Genomic DNA, 14,518 nt, shown 5'->3' with positions numbered 1-14,518 from the left:
ACCTTGCAGGTCACGGCACGTCGGGCCGGGTGGCCGGCATGCGGCCGCCCGGCCCGGCCCGGCACCGGCGCGGGCGGGCGGCGGCACACCCCCGACGTGCCCCCGGCGACCGGATGACCGGCGGCCAGGCAAGCGAGCAGCGAGGCAGGCAGGCGATGTGACGACGACCCGAAGCGCCCCGCTCCCCCCGCAGCGCCCCGCCGGCGCCCCGTCCGGCGGCCCCGCGCCCCGCCGGCTGTGGCTGGTGCCCGTGCTGACCGCCGTCCTCACCGCCGTCCTGGCCGTGGCCGGCGCCGGCACCGCCCGGCACCTCGCCAACGGCGGCTACACCGCGACCGGCACCGAGTCCGCCCGCGCCGAACGCCTCCTCGCCGACCGCTACGGCCTGGGCACCCCGGACGTCGTGCTGCTGGCGCGCGCCCGCGGCGGCGTGGACGCCCCCGCGGCACGCGCCGAGGGGCTGCGCCTCGTCCACCGTCTGGCCCGCTCCCCCGGTGTGGCGAGCGTGCACGCGTACTGGACGGACGGCGACCCCGTGCTGCGGTCCGCCGACGGCCGCCGGGCCCTGGTCGCCGCCGACCTGGCCGGCGCCGACCGCGACGCCGCGCGTACGGCCAAGGCCCTGGTCCCCGGCCTGACCGGCCGGCACGGGCCGCTGGACGTCTCGGCGACCGGGCCCGCCCAGGTCAGCGTCGAGGCGGTCGCAACCAGCCACCGCGACCTCGTGCGCGCCGAGCTGGTGGCCGCGCCCGTCACACTCCTCCTGCTGGTGGTGGCGCTGCGCTCGGTGGTGGCGGCCCTCGTGCCGCTGATGATCGGAGGGGTGTCCGTGGTCGGCACCCTCGCGCTGCTGCGGCTGCTCGCGCTCGTGACACCGGTCTCCGTCTTCGCGGTGAACCTCACCAGTGCGCTGGGCTTCGGCCTCGCCGTCGACTACGGGCTGTTCCTCGTCACCCGCTACCGCGAGGAGCTGCGCGCCGGGCACGCCGTGACGGAGGCCGTGGCGCGCACCGCGCGCCGGGCCGGGCGTACGGTCGCGGTGTCGGCCTGCGCAGTGGCGCTGTCGATGTCGGCACTGCTGGTGCTGCCACTGCCGTTCCTGCGGTCGATGGCCTGCGCCGGCATGGCGGTGGCCCTGTTCTCCGCCGCGGCCGCCACGGCGGTCGTGCCACCGGTGCTCGCGCTGCTGGGCACCCGCGTCGACCGCGGGGACCCCCTGACCCTGCTGTACGGGCTCCGCCGGGGGCGCGCCGTCCGTCCGCCACGGCCCGACAGCCCCGTTTGGCGGGCGGTGGCCCGTCACGTCACCGGCCGTCCGCTGCTGTGCGGGACAGCCTGCGCGGCGGTCCTCCTGCTGTCCGCCTGGCCGTTCGCGCACGCCCGGTTCGCCCTGCCCGACGAGCGCATCCTGCCCGCCGCATCGCAGGCGCACCGCACCGCGCGCGAGATCCGCCAGGCGTTCGCCACGCCCGCCGAACGCACGGTGACGGTCGTCCTGCCGGACACCGACCCGGTGCGCGACCGGGCGGCGCTGGCCGCCTACGGGCGGCGCGTCGCGGCGCTGCCGTCCGTCGCCCGAGTACGGCCGGTGGTGCCGGTTCGGGCCCACGGCGCGATCCTGCTGGTCACCGGGCCGGCTCAGCCGCAGTCCCCGGCCGCCCGCGCCCTGGTCGCGGACGTGCGCGCCCTGCCGGCGCCGGGCGGGCGACGGCTGGTGACGGGCCGTGCGGCGCTGCTGGCGGACACGCGGTCCGCGGTCGGCGCGCGGCTGCCCCTGGCCGGGGCGGTCGTCGCCGGCACGACGTGGCTGATGCTGTTCCTGCTCACGCGCAGTGTGCTGCTGCCGGTGAAGGCGCTGGTGATCGGGGCGCTCAGCATGGGCGCGAGCTTCGGCGCGACCGTGCTCGTCTTCCAGGGCGGGCATCTGCGCGGCCTGGTGGGCGGGTTCACGGTCACCGGCGCGCTGGACCTGTCCATGCCGCTGCTGATGTTCGCCATCGCGTTCGGCCTGGCGATCGACTACGAGATCTTCCTGCTGTCCCGCGTCCGCGAGCAGTACCTGCGCACCGGTGACAACCGGCTCGCCGTGGTGGAGGGCGTCGCCCGCACCGGGCGGCTGGTGACCACGGGGGCGCTGGCGGTCGCCGTGGTCACCGGCGCGCTGGCCACCTCGGGGGTGACCGTCCTCAAGCTGCTCGGCACGGGCCTGGCGACCGCCGTGCTGGTGGACGCGGTGCTGGTGCGGGGCGTGCTCGTGCCCGCGTACCTGACGGTCGCCGGGCGGGCCAACTGGTGGCTGCCGGCCTGGCTCGCCCGGCCGCCCGGGGCCCGCGCCGGGGCCCTGCGGGGCCGGCACCGGGCGGGCCGGCGCCGCCCGGGTCTCGTCGGGGCGCCGCGGCGGGGCCGGCCGTCGCCTCAGATCGTGGACGCGTCGACGACGAAGCGGTAGCGGACGTCACCGGCGACGACCCGCTCGTACGCCTCGTTGATCCGGTCGGCCGGGATGACCTCGACGTCCGCCGTGATGCCGTGCCGGCCGCAGAAGTCGAGCATCTCCTGGGTCTCCGCGATGCCGCCGATCTTCGACCCGGCGAACGAGCGCCGCCCACCGATGAGGGCGAAGGGTGCGACCGGCAGGGGCCGGTCCGGCACGCCGAGCTGCACGAAGGTGCCGTCGGTGCGCAGCAGCCGGAAGTAGGCGTTGAGGTCCAGGCCGGCGGAGACGGTGTTGAGGACCAGGTCGAAGGTGCCGGCCAGGGCCTCGAAGGTGGCGGGGTCGGAGGTCGCGTGGAAGTGGTCCGCGCCCAGGCGCAGGCCGTCGTCCTTCTTGCGCAGGGTCTGGCTGAGAACGGTGACCTCGGCACCCATGGCGTGGGCGATCTTGACGCCGATGTGTCCCAGGCCGCCCAGGCCCACGACGGCGACCTTCGTGCCGGGGCCGGCCTTCCAGTGCACGAGCGGGGAGTAGAGGGTGATGCCGGCGCACAGCAGCGGGGCTGCGGCGTCGAGGGGGAGGCTGTCGGGGATGCGGACGGCGTACCGCTCGTCGACGACGAGACCGGTGGCGTAGCCGCCCTGGGTGACCCGGCCGTCGCGGCCGGTGTCGCCGTAGGTGCCGACCATGCCGAGCTCGCCGGTGCAGTACTGCTCCAGGCCGGCGAGGCAGTTCTCGCAGGTGCGGCAGGAGTCGACGAAGCAGCCGACGCCGACGCGGTCGCCGGGTGCGTACCGGGTGACGGCGGGACCGACCTCGGCGACGACGCCGGCGATCTCATGGCCGGGGACGAGCGGGAAGTGGCCGCCCTCGCCCCACTCGCCACGCGCCATGTGGATGTCGGAGTGGCAGATGCCGGTGAAACGGATGTCGATGAGGATGTCGTGCTCGCCCAGCTCGCGGCGCGTGACGGTGGTGCGCTCCAGCGGGGCCTTGGGAGCGGGCGCGGCGTATGCATGGACAGTGTGGTGCGTCATGGCAACGATGCTGCCGGTGCCCGGGAGAGCCGGCCAGAACACCCTTCGACCCACGTCCGCCGTGCGTACGTCCGCTGTTCCTACCACTGGCAGGGTCACCCTGGACGCCCCCGGAGGGGCCCCGGGGGCCGCCGGGGCTCCCGCATACTGATCCGTATGGACCAGCGCACCGAACTGAGCGAGTTCCTCCGCTCGCGCCGCTCCCGGCTGCGGCCGGAGGACGTCGGCCTGCCGCAGTACGGGCGCCGGCGGGTGCCGGGGCTGCGGCGCGAGGAGCTGGCGCAGCTGGCGGGGGTGAGCGCCGCCTACTACACGCGGCTGGAGCAGGGCCGCGGGCCGAACGTCTCCACCGCCGTGCTGGACGCGATCGCCACGGCGCTGCGGCTCAACGCGGCCGAACGGACGCATCTGCTGCGCCTGGCCCGGCCGGACGGGCGGGCGTCGAGGGCGTCACGGGCGGCGGTGGCACGGCCGCAGCGGGTGCGGCCGGCGGTGCGCCACCTGATGGACCAGATGGGGACCGTACCGGCGTACGTCCTGGGCCGGCGGATGGACATCCTCGCCTGGAACCGGCTGGGCGACGCCCTGCTGGGCGACGTGTCCGGGCGGCCGCCGCAGCAGCGCAACATGGCGTGGCTGGTCTTCCTCGACCCCGCCACGCGCGAGCTGTACGAGGAGTGGGGCGCCAAGGCGTCCGACGTGGTGGCGTGTCTGCGGATGTACGCGGGGCGGCACCCGGACGACCCGGGGCTGGCCGCGCTGGTGGGGGAACTGTCCGTGAAGAGCCCGGAGTTCCGGGCCCTGTGGGCGGCCCACGACGTGCTGGACAAGGGGTACGGCGTGAAGCGGCTGCGGCACCCGGTGGCGGGGGCGCTGACGTTGTCGTACGAGACGCTGGTGCTGCCGGCCGACCCCGACCAGCAGCTGATCACGTACCACGCCGAGCCCGGCTCGCCGTCCGCGGAGGCGTTGCGGCTGCTGGCGAGCCGGTTGCCGGGGGCCGTCACCGGGAGTGCTGCCGGGGCGCCGGTCCCGGCCCAGCCGGGTCCGTAGACGCGGCCGGTCCGTGGGCGCGGCCGGGTCCATGGCCGTGGGCCGGGCCCGGGGCGCGGTCCGGCCCCGGTGACGGCGGTGCCCCGGGGCCGTGCCTCCCCGGGGCGGTCGTGGTGGCCGGGCGTGCGGGTGGTCGGGCGTGCGGGTGGTCGGGACGGTCAGGGCAGCTGGGCTCCGGTTGCCTGGAGGGCTGCGGGAACCGGCTGGAAGAACGTTTCGCCGCCGGAGGAGCAGTCGCCGCTGCCGCCGGAGGTGAGACCGAGGGCGGCATCGCCGTCGAACAGCGCGCCGCCGCTGTCCCCGGGCTCGGCGCAGACGGTGGTGCCGATCAGCCCGTCGACCTGGCCCTCCTGGTAGTTGACGGTGACGTCGAGGCCGGTGACCTCGCCGCCGTGGACCTGGGTGGTGCTGCCGCTGCGCTGCACCTGCTCGCCGACGACGGCGTCGGCCGCTCTGCTTATGCTCTGCTGCCCGCCGTTGTAGAGGTCGACGGCGCTGGGGTGCGCGGTGTTGGCGGTGTAGCGCACGAGGGCGTAGTCGCTGCCGGGGAAGGTGGACGTCTCGGTACTGCCGATGCGGGCGCCGCCGCGCGAACCGGACCAGGTGGCCGAGGCGTTGCCGCAGTGGCCGGCGGTCAGGAAGTAGGGCCGGCCGTTCTTGGTGACGTTGAAGCCGAGCGAGCAGCGGACCCCGCTGCCCCAGATGGCGTCGCCGCCGGCGATGAGCGGCCGGAGGGTGCCGCGGGTGTGCTTGAGGACGGCCTTGTCGCCGAGGGCGGCCACGGCCCGCTGCACCGTGGCGAGGCGCTCGCCGGTGACGGTGCTGTCGGCGGTGACGACGACCTTGTTGCTGCGCGGGTCGGCGGCCCAGGAGGTGCCGGGCACGGCGGCGTCCTCGGCGAGGGTGCGGCGGGCCGCGTCCAGTTCGGCGGCCGAGTGCCGGACGATCCGGGCGTCGGCGCCGGTGGCGCGGACACGGTTCGCGGCGGCACGGTCGAGGACGTTGACGACGAGGCGGTGCGCCGCGGCGACGTAGTAGGAGCCCGCGGTCTCCACACCGAGCGCGGCAACGGCGGTACGGGCGAGGTCACCGGCCTGGGCGGCGGTGAGCGGTGCGGGGGCCGGCGCGGCGCCGGCGCTCTGGAGGGTGAGGGTGGTGGTGGCGAGGGCCACGGTGCCGACCACGGCCAGGGCCGTACGGCGCTTGGGCATGCGTGCGGGACTCAACTCGTCGACCTCCTGTGAGGGGGGTGGGCCCGCGACGGCAGGGGCCGCCGGGGGCACGGGAGGGATTCGTCACCACGGACACGACCGCACGTCGCGTCCATGTCAAGAGTTGCCGGACGAGTGTCCCGCCGCCCGCTGTACCGCACAAGGAAGGTTCCGGCCACCGGCCCGGGGTCCGTCCCGGACCGGTGGCCGCAGGCTCAGGAGGAACAGCTGCTGCCACCGCCGCAGCTGCTGCCGCCACCGCAACTACTGCTGGAGGACGAGCAGCTACTTGACGACGAGGAGGAGTCGGAGCCGGAACAGCTGGAGCCGCTCGAGCAGCTGGAACAGCTCGAACACGTCGTGCCGGCGTACGCACCGGCAGCGGCGGACGACGAGGCCCGCCGCCTCCTCCGCCGCCCGGCGCCGCCGCGCGAGGACCGCGTGGCGGCGGCCTTGCGCAGCTGCCGCCGCAACTCCCCGTCCGGCAGGGCCTGGTAGCCGCGGACCGCCACGACGCCGGCCGCGCCCGCCGGGTGCTGTCCGGTGTTGCGCGTGCCCCACGGATGGCTCTCTTCACGCAACCGGCGGCGGAGCGCCTCTCCTGTCCGGGTCGGGCCGCCGGAGGACGCGGCCGGCGGCCGGCACGTCACCCGCACCACGACGCCGGCCGCCACCGTGCCGAGGAGGCACAACCCGGCCAGGGTCGCGGCGCGGGAGAGCGACAGGCCGGCACCGATGGCCCCGGCCACGACGAGCCCGGCGGTCTGGTACGCCGCCGCCCGGCGCCACGCCGCTATCCGACGTCGCGTCAGAACGAGTCCCCGGCCGCTGAGCGACTCCACGACCCCGTCCACGGCCGCGTCCCAGCACAGCTCCACCCGCAGCCGGCTGAGCCTGCGGCTCCAGGCGGCACCGCAGCGGGCCAGCAGCGCCCGCTCCACGGCGTCCCGGGCCTCCGGTTCCAGCACCTTGAGCCGGCCTTGATTGTCGAGGTCGAGGCGCCGGTCCGAGACCATGCGGGCGACGCAGGTGTCGACGACCCGGTAGCGACCGCCCAGGAGGAAGGCGACCTCCAGGACATCGGCGGCCGCCGGCCACGCGGAGCCGGGCTCGGGCCCCCGGGCCCGCCGGCGTACTGCCAGGAGCCGGACGGCCGGGCCGAGGACGAGCATGAAGCCCAGCACGATCACTGCAACGATCACAGGTGTCGGCCTTTCTCGTGGTCAGGAACAGCCGCCGCCACCGCACGACGAACAACTGCTGGACGAACAGCTGTGGGACGAGTGGGACGAGCAGCTGGAGCAGGCGGTGCCGCACGAGGAGCCGCCGGAGGACGAACTGCTCGACGACGAGGACGACGAGGCTGCGGCAGCCGAGCCGGCGGCGGACGAGCGGAACGAGCTGCCCACCGAGCCGGCGGCTTTCCTCAGCTGCTTCCGCAGCTCCTCGTCCTCGATCGCGTCCACGCCGTGCAGGGCCACCACACCGGCGAGCCCGGCGGGGTGGGTGGCGGGATCGGTGCTGTCCCAGCCGTCGTCCCTCAGCTTCCCCACGAACGCCCGGCCCTCGGCCGTGAGTTCGTGCCCGATCCACTCCGGGTGGCACTTCACCCGGAGCACGATGCCCGCCACCACGAGGACCAGCGCGATCCAGGGGAGAACCGAGGCGAAGACGCCCGCCCGGCCGAGCCCCAGCAGGAGCAGCGACAGCAGCGCCGTCACGACCATGCTCGCCACCTGGATGCCGGCGGCCCAGCGCCAGGGCTTCATCCGCCCGGGCGGTATCAGCAGCCCGCGCCGGACCAACGGGTCCTCCAGGGCCAGGACCTGGGCGTCGGTGCGCAGGTCGAAGTGCAGGCCGGGCAGGGTGCTGCCCCAGTCGGTGCCGCAGGACCTGAACAGGGCCCGTTCGACGGCGTTGTCCGGGACGGGGTCGAGCACCGTGACGCGGCCCTCCGGGCCGAGCTCGATACGGCGCAGCTCCAGCATCCTGACGATCACGGTGTCGGCGACCCGTTCCCGTCCGTCGCGGAGGTAGGCGATCTCCATCAGGCCCGGCTTGCCCTTGACGAAGGACACCACGGGGTCATGCGCGTGCCGGCTCTCGTGGAGGAGCCAGAGCGAGGTGCCGAGCAGGACCAGCACGGCGAGAACGAGTACGACTGTCACGGGTCGGTGCCCTTTCGGACCGTGAGACTCAGGAAGAAGAAAACAGAAAGAGGAAAGGAGTCCTCGGAAAGGAGCCCTTACGCGGAGAGGAAGCGGCGCAGCCTTCTCCGCAGGCGCCGCAGAACCCCGGCATCGTCGTGACCGGCGGCGGCATGGGCCGCCAGCCGTTCTCGGTGCCGGGAATCCTCCGGAAGGCCGGCGTCCAGCAGGTGCGCGACGAAGTCGCGGGCGTCCTGGTGGTAGCCGCCGGTCATCGGCCGGGGGCGGGCGTAGGCGAGGAAGAGCTCGCGGTACTCCTCCCCCAGCAGGCGCGGCAGCTCCGGATCGAGCTTGGCGACGACGGCGGCGCGCTTGGTGAGCAGCGCCTGCCGCTGCACCTCCAGCCGCCGCCGGTCGAAGCCTTCGGGGTCGGGGGCGCCGGCCACCAGGGACGAGAGCAGGGCGTGCTGGGCGAGGGCCAGCCGCTCGCGGGCGGCGTCGGTGCCGCCGCCGTACGCGGTCGAGCGGTCAGACACCGGCACCGACCCCGGCTCCGGCCGCCGCCCCGGCCCGTATGCCGGCCTGTATGCCGGCCCGGCCGGTCACGGCCCGTATGGAGTCGAGCTCGGCGGCCAGCTCGGGGGCGGAGGGGAAGCGGTCGTCCCGCTCCAGCAGCACACCGGGCGGGTCGGTGCGGTCGCACAGCTGGGCGAGCACGTCGAGGACGGGACGGGGCACGGGATGGGCATGGCTGTCGTGCCACAGGCCGCCGCGCTCGAAGCCGCCGGCGACGTGCACGTAGGCCAGGGCCTCCGGCGGCAGGGCGTCCAGCGCCTCGGCGGGGTCCTCGCCCCGGTTGACGTGGTTGGTGTGCAGGTTGGCGACGTCCACCAGGAGCCGCACGCCGGTCCGCTCGACCAGCTCGGCCAGGAACTGGCCCTCGGTGAGCTCCTCCCCCGGCCAGCCCAGGAATGCGGCGATGTTCTCCAGGGCCAGCGGGACGGGCAGCATCTGCTGGGCGATGCGGACGTTCTCGCAGAGGACGTCCAGACAGTCCCGGGTGCGCGGGACGGGCAGCAGGTGGCCCGCCTCGATCCGGGGCCCGCCGGTCAGCGGGCCGCCGGCGCGGACGAAGGCGATGTGCTCGCTGACGAGCGGCGCGCCGAGCGCCTCGGCGCGCTCGGCCAGGGCGGCGAGCCGGGCCAGGTCGGGCCGGTCGGCGCCGCCCAGCCCCAGCGAGACGCCGTGCGGCACGACGGTGACGCCGCGCTCGCGGAGCCGCAGCAGCGAGTCGGGCACATGGCCCGGACAGATGTTCTCGGCGACGACCTCGACCCAGTCGACGCCCGGCAGCCCCTCGACCGCCCCGGCGATCTCCGGCCGCCAGCCGATGCCCGTACCCAGCCGCGTCTGCATGATCGAACCCCCCGTGCTCTCCCCCGTGCCGTGCGGGGCGCTTCCGCGCCCACGCAGGTCATTCCCCCCGCACACCTTACAAACACATGTTCTGTGTACGGATCAGGGACTGATCAGGGAGAACCCGAGGGGTCGGGTCAGGGAAACCCCGGGCATGCCGCAGGGCTCCCGGCCGTCACAGGCCGACGGTCACACCCCGGCCGTCAGCAGGTCGGCGTGGTGCCGGCGGGCCACGGCCGGGTGGGCCCGCAGCCAGCCCTTGATCTCGTTGCGGCCGTACTCGGCGAACAGCGGGTTGGTCGCGTCCTGCGTGACGCCCGGTGCCCGGTCCGCGTGCGGGAACGGCACCGACTCGATGCGCGCGTCGAGCCGCGGGTTGAAGAAGAAGGGCACCGAGAAGCGCTCCCGGCTCCCGGCGGGGCTGACCACCCGGTGGTTGGTCGCCTTCAGGTAGCCGTTGGTGGCGACCTCCAGCAGCTCGCCGAGGTTGACGACGAAGGCGCCCGGCAGCGGCGGCACGTCGATGTACGAGCCGTCGCCGCGGTCGACCTGGAGGCCCCCGACGCTGTCCTGGAGCAGCAGGGTCAGGAAGCCGTAGTCCTTGTGCCAGCCCACGCCCTGGCCGGCCCCGTCGGGGGCGGTGCCGGGGTAGCGGACGAGCTTGAGGTGCAGGTGGGGGCGGTCGGCGAAGGCGTCGTCGTAGAAGTCCTCGGGCGCGCCGATCGAGGCCAGCAGCTCGTGCAGGAGCCGCCGGGCCACCTCGCTGAGCCGGTCGATCCAGGAGAGCGCGGTGGTGCGCAGCTCGGGCAGGGCGGCGGGCCACTGGTTGGGGCCGTCCAGCCACCAGTAGCCGGGCTCGCCGGGCGCCGGTACGTGCGCCTCGCGCTCGGCGCCTATGTCGAGCTGGTCGCGCCAGTCCTGGCTGCCGCCGGTGCGCTCGTCCCCTATGCGCGTGTAGCCGCGGAAGTGGGGCGAGTTGAGGTTGCTGATGGCGAGCCGCTCGGCTTCGGGCAGCGCGAAGAAGTCCCGCATGACGCGCATCAGCGCGGCCGTCTCCTCGGCAGTGATGCCGTGGCCGGTGAGCTGGAAGAACCCCACGTCGCGGGCGGCGCTGTGCAGCGCCTCGCGGAAGCGGGCTCGGGCTTCCGCACCGGCGGAAGCGGCTGAGAGGTCGAGGACGGGAAGCTCATTGATCATGGAATGTCCACTGCGTGAGAGCCCGGTTACGCCCAGCGGGTGGCCGGACGGCCCGCCGAGCAGCCGCAGGATATGCGGACCGGGCGGGGCCGGGGAAGGGCGGAAAGCAGAAGAAAACGATCAGGCGCGGAACGAGGTCGCCTGGCGGGCGCGCGGCCACGGGTCCCGGGTGCGGGACGGGCTCGGGCGCGCCCGGGGTGTCAGCCGCAGCGGCGACAGGACGTGCTCGTGATGCGGACGAAGTCCACGTGGCGGCGCTTGACGAGCATGTTCATAACGGCAGCTTATACCTTCTCAAAGCCGGAGCGAGGCCCCTGGCCGCGTGGTACGCGTCACATCCCGTTAACAAAAGCCCGCCCGGACACGACGTGTGGGGGCGCTGGTCCGAGCGGGCCGACGGCCGAGAATCCCGCCGCGGAACGCACGGTACGGAAAAGCAGTTGGGACTGCCACGCCGAAATGCCGTACCGGGGCGAAGCTGGGGCGAATGAGTGAAAACAGAGAACTTCTCGAATATTCCGCAGTTACTCAGTTCGCTTCCCGGTGGGAATCATCGATCGATCGAAAGGCAGAGACGTGCTCAAGAAGGTACTCGCCACGGCCGCGGTGACGGCTTCCGCGGTCGGTGCCGTCGCCACCCCGGCGATGGCCATCGGCAACGACCAGGATGTCGCCAACGCCAACGGTGCGAAGACCGGCTACGGCAACACCAAGACCGGGGGCCACGAAAGCCCGCAGATGAGCCTGATCCAGGGAACCCTGAACAAGCCCTGCGTCGGCATCGGCAAGATCGGCATCCAGTCGCTCATCGCGCTGCTCAACATCGGCATCCAGGACATCCCGATCCTCACGTCGCAGCAGCAGCAGCAGTGCACGGACAACTCCACGATCAACGACGGCGACGACCCGCTGTCGCACCTGATCGACGAGATCCCGATTCTGTCGGGCAACGGCTCGGCCAACGGCTGACGCCGGAGGGCTCCCGCCGGATTCCCTCTGCCCCGGGTGTACGGGCCCCGGGGCAGAGGGATTCTTCTTGCCCGGTCGTTGCCGGGTCGCACCGAGAAAGGCCCCGTGCCGTGTCCGCCGTGAACCCGCTCGACGCCTCCTCGCTGCTGGCCGCATTCGGGGCGCTCGGCATCGCCCTGGTGCTCTTCGCCGAGACCGGCCTGCTGGTCGGCTTCTTCCTGCCCGGCGACTCGCTGCTCCTCACCGCCGGCCTGCTCTGCCGGGCCGGTGCCGCGTCCGCCACCACCGCCGGGCCGGGCGCCACGTCCGCGCCGCGCCTGGAGCTGGCACAGGTCCTCGTCGCCGCGGCCGCCGGCGCGCTCGCCGGGGCGCAGTGCGGGTACGTCCTGGGGCGCCGGGGCGGGCGCGCCCTGCTGGCCCGCCCGGGCAGCAGGCGGCTGCGCGAAGGCGCGGCGCGCGCCGAGGAGTTGCTGGGCCGCTACGGCCACGCCCGCGCCGTCGTCCTGGCCCGGTTCGTCCCGGTGGTGCGCACGGTCCTCAACCCACTGGCCGGGGCACTCGGCATGCCCGCGCGCGTCTTCACCGTGTGGCAGGTGGCCGGCGGACTGGTGTGGACGGTGGGGCTGGTGATGGCCGGCTACGGGCTGGGCGCCGTGGTGCCGGACGTGGACCGGTACCTGCTGCCGCTCGTGGGCCTGGTCGTCCTGGTGTCCCTGGTGCCGCTGATGCTGGAAGTGGCCCGCGGCCGACGCCGCCCCGCGCCGGCGGACTCCCCAGCGGGCCGGGAAGCCGACCGGGGTTAGGCCCTGTCGTCAAAATCGCGCCTGCCCGGGGGCGGTTGTGCGGGAGGTCAGCTGCCGGGCGTGGCCAGCAGGCTCTCGACCAGGCGGGCCGCGTAGCCCGCGTCGAGGGTCTCCGTCCCGGGGCGGAAGAGAATGCGGTACATCATCGGCGCCACGACACGGTCGACGACCCGTTCCACGGCGGGCGCCTGCTCGCCCCGCGCCGCGGCGCGGCTCAGGATGGTCTCGATCTGCTCGGCCGCGTACGCCGAGCACTGGCCGGCGTTCGTGCCGTCGGGGTCGCCGAGCAGCGCGTCACGGATGTAGGCACGGCCGGCGGAGGAAGACATCTCCTCCAGGAAGTGCTCGGCCCATGCGGTCAGGTCCGCCGCGAGGCCGCCCAGGTCCTCCGGCGGCAGTTCGGGCCGCAACCGCTCCACGGCCACGTCCGACATCAGTTCTTGCAGGTCGCCCCAGCGGCGGTAGATGGTCGACGGCGTGACACCGGCCCGGGCCGCGACCAAGGGCACGGTGAGGGCGTCGCGGCCGACTTCCGTCTCCAGTTCACGCACCGCGGCGTGCACCGACTGCTGGACGCGGGCGCTGCGCCCTCCGGGGCGGACCATCGGCTTGCGGCTCATGCCTCCCACCTTAAAGCAAAGATCTCGCGTCTAGCGGGGTGAGCCGGAGCAGGGCGCCGCTGTCCGTACCGGCCGTGTCCGCTCGTAGGCGTGTCCCACCCGCAGGAGGACGGCCTCGGCGAGCGGGCGGCCGAGGAGTTGCATGCCGATCGGCAGCCCGGCGCGGTCGTGGCCGACGGGGACGGTGAGGGCGGGCACGCCCGTGATGTTGGCGGGGGCGGAGAGGCGCACGTAGGCGTCCGAGACGCTTTCGGCCGTCCCGTCGGCCCAGGTGACGGATTCCTGACCGGCCGGTACCGCGGTGAGCGGCACGGTGGGGGCGGCGACCACGTCGACGTCCGCCAGCATGCGGGCCCACTCCTGCCGCATGAGCGTGCGCGCCCGCTGGGCCCGCAGGTAGTCCCCGGCGGGCATCAGCTCGCCGGCTTCGAGGAGCACCCGGACGTCCGCCTGATAGAGGTCGGGCACGGCGCGCAGGGTTCGCTCGTGGTAGGCGGTGGCCTCGGGGACCATCAGCCCCCACTGGGTGGCCTGGATGTACCGCGTCATGGGGATGTCGACGTCGACCAGGTGCGCCCCCAGTTCCTCCAGGTGGGCGATGGCCCGCCGCACGGCCGCCTCCACGTCGGGGTCGACCCGGTCGAAGTAGTAGGTGCGCGGTACGCCGATCCGCAGCCCCCGCGCATCGGGCTCGGCATTCGGCGGCAGTGAGGCGGGGTCGCGCGGGTCGTGTCCGGTCAGGGCCGAGAGCACCAGCCCGGCGTCCTCCACGGTGCGGGTGAGCGGGCCGACGTGGTCCAGCGACCAGGACAGCGACGTCACCCCGTGCCGGAGGACGAGGCCGTACGTGGGTTTCAGGCCGACGGTCCCGTTGAGCGCCGCGGGCACCCGGATCGAGCCGCCGGTGTCGGTGCCGAGCGCGAAGGTCGCCGCGCCCGCGGCCACCGCCACGGCCGAGCCACCGCTGGAACCGCCGGCGATCCGGTCGGGGAAGAGGGCGTTGCGCGTCTGAGGGGTGGTCAGTCCGTAGGCGAACTCGTGGGTGTGGGTCTTGCCGACGAGCACCGCGCCGGCCGCCGTCAGGCGCGCGTGGACGGTGCTGTCCGACGCGGCGCGGTGGCCGGCCCGTACCCGGGAACTGGCCGTGGTCGCCTCGCCGGCCACGTCGATCAGGTCCTTCAGGCCCATCGGGATGCCGTGCAGCGGCCCCCGGTACCGGCCGGCGGCGATCTCCCGTTCGGCCCGGCGTGCCGCACGCCGCGCCCGTTGGGCCGTCACCGTCACGAACGCCTGGAGACGGGGCTCGACCTGCTCCAGGCGGGCCAGTACGGAGTCCGTCAGCTCGACGGGGGACAGCCGTCGCTGCCGTATCGCCTGCGCGGCGGCGGCCAGGGACATCTCATAGGGCTGCATGGAGCGGCTCCTCTTCCTGGTGTGCGCCGTCGGCGCGGTAGGCCGCGGCGGGCGGCACGTCCCCGAAGTCCAGCTCGCGCAGGACCGAGACGACGGAGTGGATGTGCCGGGCGGTCGCCGCCACCACGTCATGGCGGTCGGCGGGCAGCGGCAGGCCGCAGTGGGCGGCCCAGCGGGCCGCCTCCGGGGGGCCGAGAGCGGGCACGGGACGTCTCCCC

Annotated in this window: 12 protein-coding genes and 1 pseudogene; 4 read left to right on the top strand and 9 right to left on the bottom strand. The window is 74.4% G+C overall.

The features are described from left to right. The first annotated feature begins 157 nt into the window (after nt 1-157). On the top strand, nt 158-2,449 hold the full coding sequence (locus IE305_RS05095; RefSeq protein WP_190128121.1) for an MMPL family transporter: 2,292 nt from the start codon (nt 158-160) through the stop codon (nt 2,447-2,449). Here the strand turns inward: IE305_RS05095 and IE305_RS05090 are convergent. Then, nucleotides 2,416-3,471, bottom strand: a complete 1,056-nt coding sequence (locus tag IE305_RS05090) for an NAD(P)-dependent alcohol dehydrogenase (protein WP_190128120.1) — start codon at nt 3,469-3,471, stop codon at nt 2,416-2,418. The genes IE305_RS05095 and IE305_RS05090 overlap by 34 nt on opposite strands. A 156-nt stretch (nt 3,472-3,627) precedes the next feature. Here IE305_RS05090 and IE305_RS05085 point away from each other — a divergent pair, with 156 nt between their 5' ends. Beyond that, nucleotides 3,628-4,524, top strand: coding sequence for a helix-turn-helix domain-containing protein (locus IE305_RS05085; RefSeq protein WP_190128119.1), 897 nt, complete (start codon nt 3,628-3,630; stop codon nt 4,522-4,524). Between the two features lie 158 nt (nt 4,525-4,682). Here IE305_RS05085 and IE305_RS05080 read toward each other — a convergent pair whose 3' ends face one another. From IE305_RS05080 to IE305_RS05060, 5 genes and pseudogenes are all read right to left on the bottom strand, one after another. Continuing rightward, complete coding sequence (locus tag IE305_RS05080) at nt 4,683-5,750, bottom strand: S1 family peptidase (RefSeq protein WP_229890542.1); 1,068 nt, start codon at nt 5,748-5,750, stop codon at nt 4,683-4,685. Between the two features lie 200 nt (nt 5,751-5,950). Then, nucleotides 5,951-6,937, bottom strand: coding sequence for a TIGR04222 domain-containing membrane protein (locus IE305_RS05075; RefSeq protein ID WP_190128118.1), 987 nt, complete (start codon nt 6,935-6,937; stop codon nt 5,951-5,953). A 21-nt stretch (nt 6,938-6,958) separates the two neighbouring features. Further along, nucleotides 6,959-7,903, bottom strand: coding sequence for a TIGR04222 domain-containing membrane protein (locus IE305_RS05070; RefSeq protein ID WP_190128117.1), 945 nt, complete (start codon nt 7,901-7,903; stop codon nt 6,959-6,961). Between the two features lie 77 nt (nt 7,904-7,980). Next, nucleotides 7,981-9,298 (bottom strand): annotated as a pseudogene (locus IE305_RS05065) (MbnB/TglH/ChrH family RiPP precursor modification enzyme). A gap of 189 nt (nt 9,299-9,487) precedes the next feature. Next, nucleotides 9,488-10,495 (bottom strand): isopenicillin N synthase family dioxygenase, encoded by a 1,008-nt coding sequence (locus IE305_RS05060; RefSeq protein WP_190128116.1) that lies wholly within the window; start codon nt 10,493-10,495, stop codon nt 9,488-9,490. Between the two features lie 576 nt (nt 10,496-11,071). On the opposite strand from IE305_RS05060, the gene IE305_RS05055 reads away from it, so the two are divergent. Next, nucleotides 11,072-11,464: a rodlin gene (locus tag IE305_RS05055; protein ID WP_190128115.1), complete on the top strand. Its 393-nt coding sequence runs from the start codon at nt 11,072-11,074 to the stop codon at nt 11,462-11,464. Nucleotides 11,465-11,583: 119 nt separating this feature from the next. Continuing rightward, nucleotides 11,584-12,267, top strand: a complete 684-nt coding sequence (locus tag IE305_RS05050) for a DedA family protein (RefSeq protein ID WP_190128233.1) — start codon at nt 11,584-11,586, stop codon at nt 12,265-12,267. A gap of 47 nt (nt 12,268-12,314) precedes the next feature. Here IE305_RS05050 and IE305_RS05045 read toward each other — a convergent pair whose 3' ends face one another. Genes IE305_RS05045 through IE305_RS05035 form a run of 3 tightly spaced genes read right to left on the bottom strand, consistent with a single transcriptional unit; the run spans nt 12,315 to nt 14,505 of the window. Further along, complete coding sequence (locus IE305_RS05045; RefSeq protein ID WP_190128114.1) at nt 12,315-12,887, bottom strand: TetR/AcrR family transcriptional regulator; 573 nt, start codon at nt 12,885-12,887, stop codon at nt 12,315-12,317. A gap of 30 nt (nt 12,888-12,917) precedes the next feature. Then, nucleotides 12,918-14,300, bottom strand: a complete 1,383-nt coding sequence (locus IE305_RS05040; RefSeq protein WP_190128113.1) for an amidase — start codon at nt 14,298-14,300, stop codon at nt 12,918-12,920. Beyond that, nucleotides 14,287-14,505, bottom strand: a complete 219-nt coding sequence (locus IE305_RS05035; protein WP_190128112.1) for a hypothetical protein — start codon at nt 14,503-14,505, stop codon at nt 14,287-14,289. Before IE305_RS05035 ends, IE305_RS05040 begins: the two co-directional genes overlap by 14 nt. Between the last annotated feature and the right edge of the window lie 13 nt (nt 14,506-14,518).

The organism is Streptomyces mashuensis, assembly GCF_014654785.1.
GTDB classification, from domain to species: domain Bacteria; phylum Actinomycetota; class Actinomycetes; order Streptomycetales; family Streptomycetaceae; genus Streptomyces; species Streptomyces mashuensis.
Note: the sequence above shows the minus strand (reverse complement) of the source record. Positions and strands in the feature narration are given on the sequence as shown.

Excerpts from the sequence above, each read along its gene's own strand:
- IE305_RS05045 (WP_190128114.1), bottom strand. The coding sequence starts at position 12,887 with ATGAGCCGCAAGCCGATGGTCCGCCCCGGAGGGCGCAGCGCCCGCGTC.
- IE305_RS05060 (WP_190128116.1), bottom strand. The coding sequence starts at position 10,495 with ATGATCAATGAGCTTCCCGTCCTCGACCTCTCAGCCGCTTCCGCCGGT.
- IE305_RS05085 (WP_190128119.1), top strand. The coding sequence starts at position 3,628 with ATGGACCAGCGCACCGAACTGAGCGAGTTCCTCCGCTCGCGCCGCTCC.
- IE305_RS05040 (WP_190128113.1), bottom strand. The coding sequence starts at position 14,300 with ATGCAGCCCTATGAGATGTCCCTGGCCGCCGCCGCGCAGGCGATACGG.
- IE305_RS05090 (WP_190128120.1), bottom strand. The coding sequence starts at position 3,471 with ATGACGCACCACACTGTCCATGCATACGCCGCGCCCGCTCCCAAGGCC.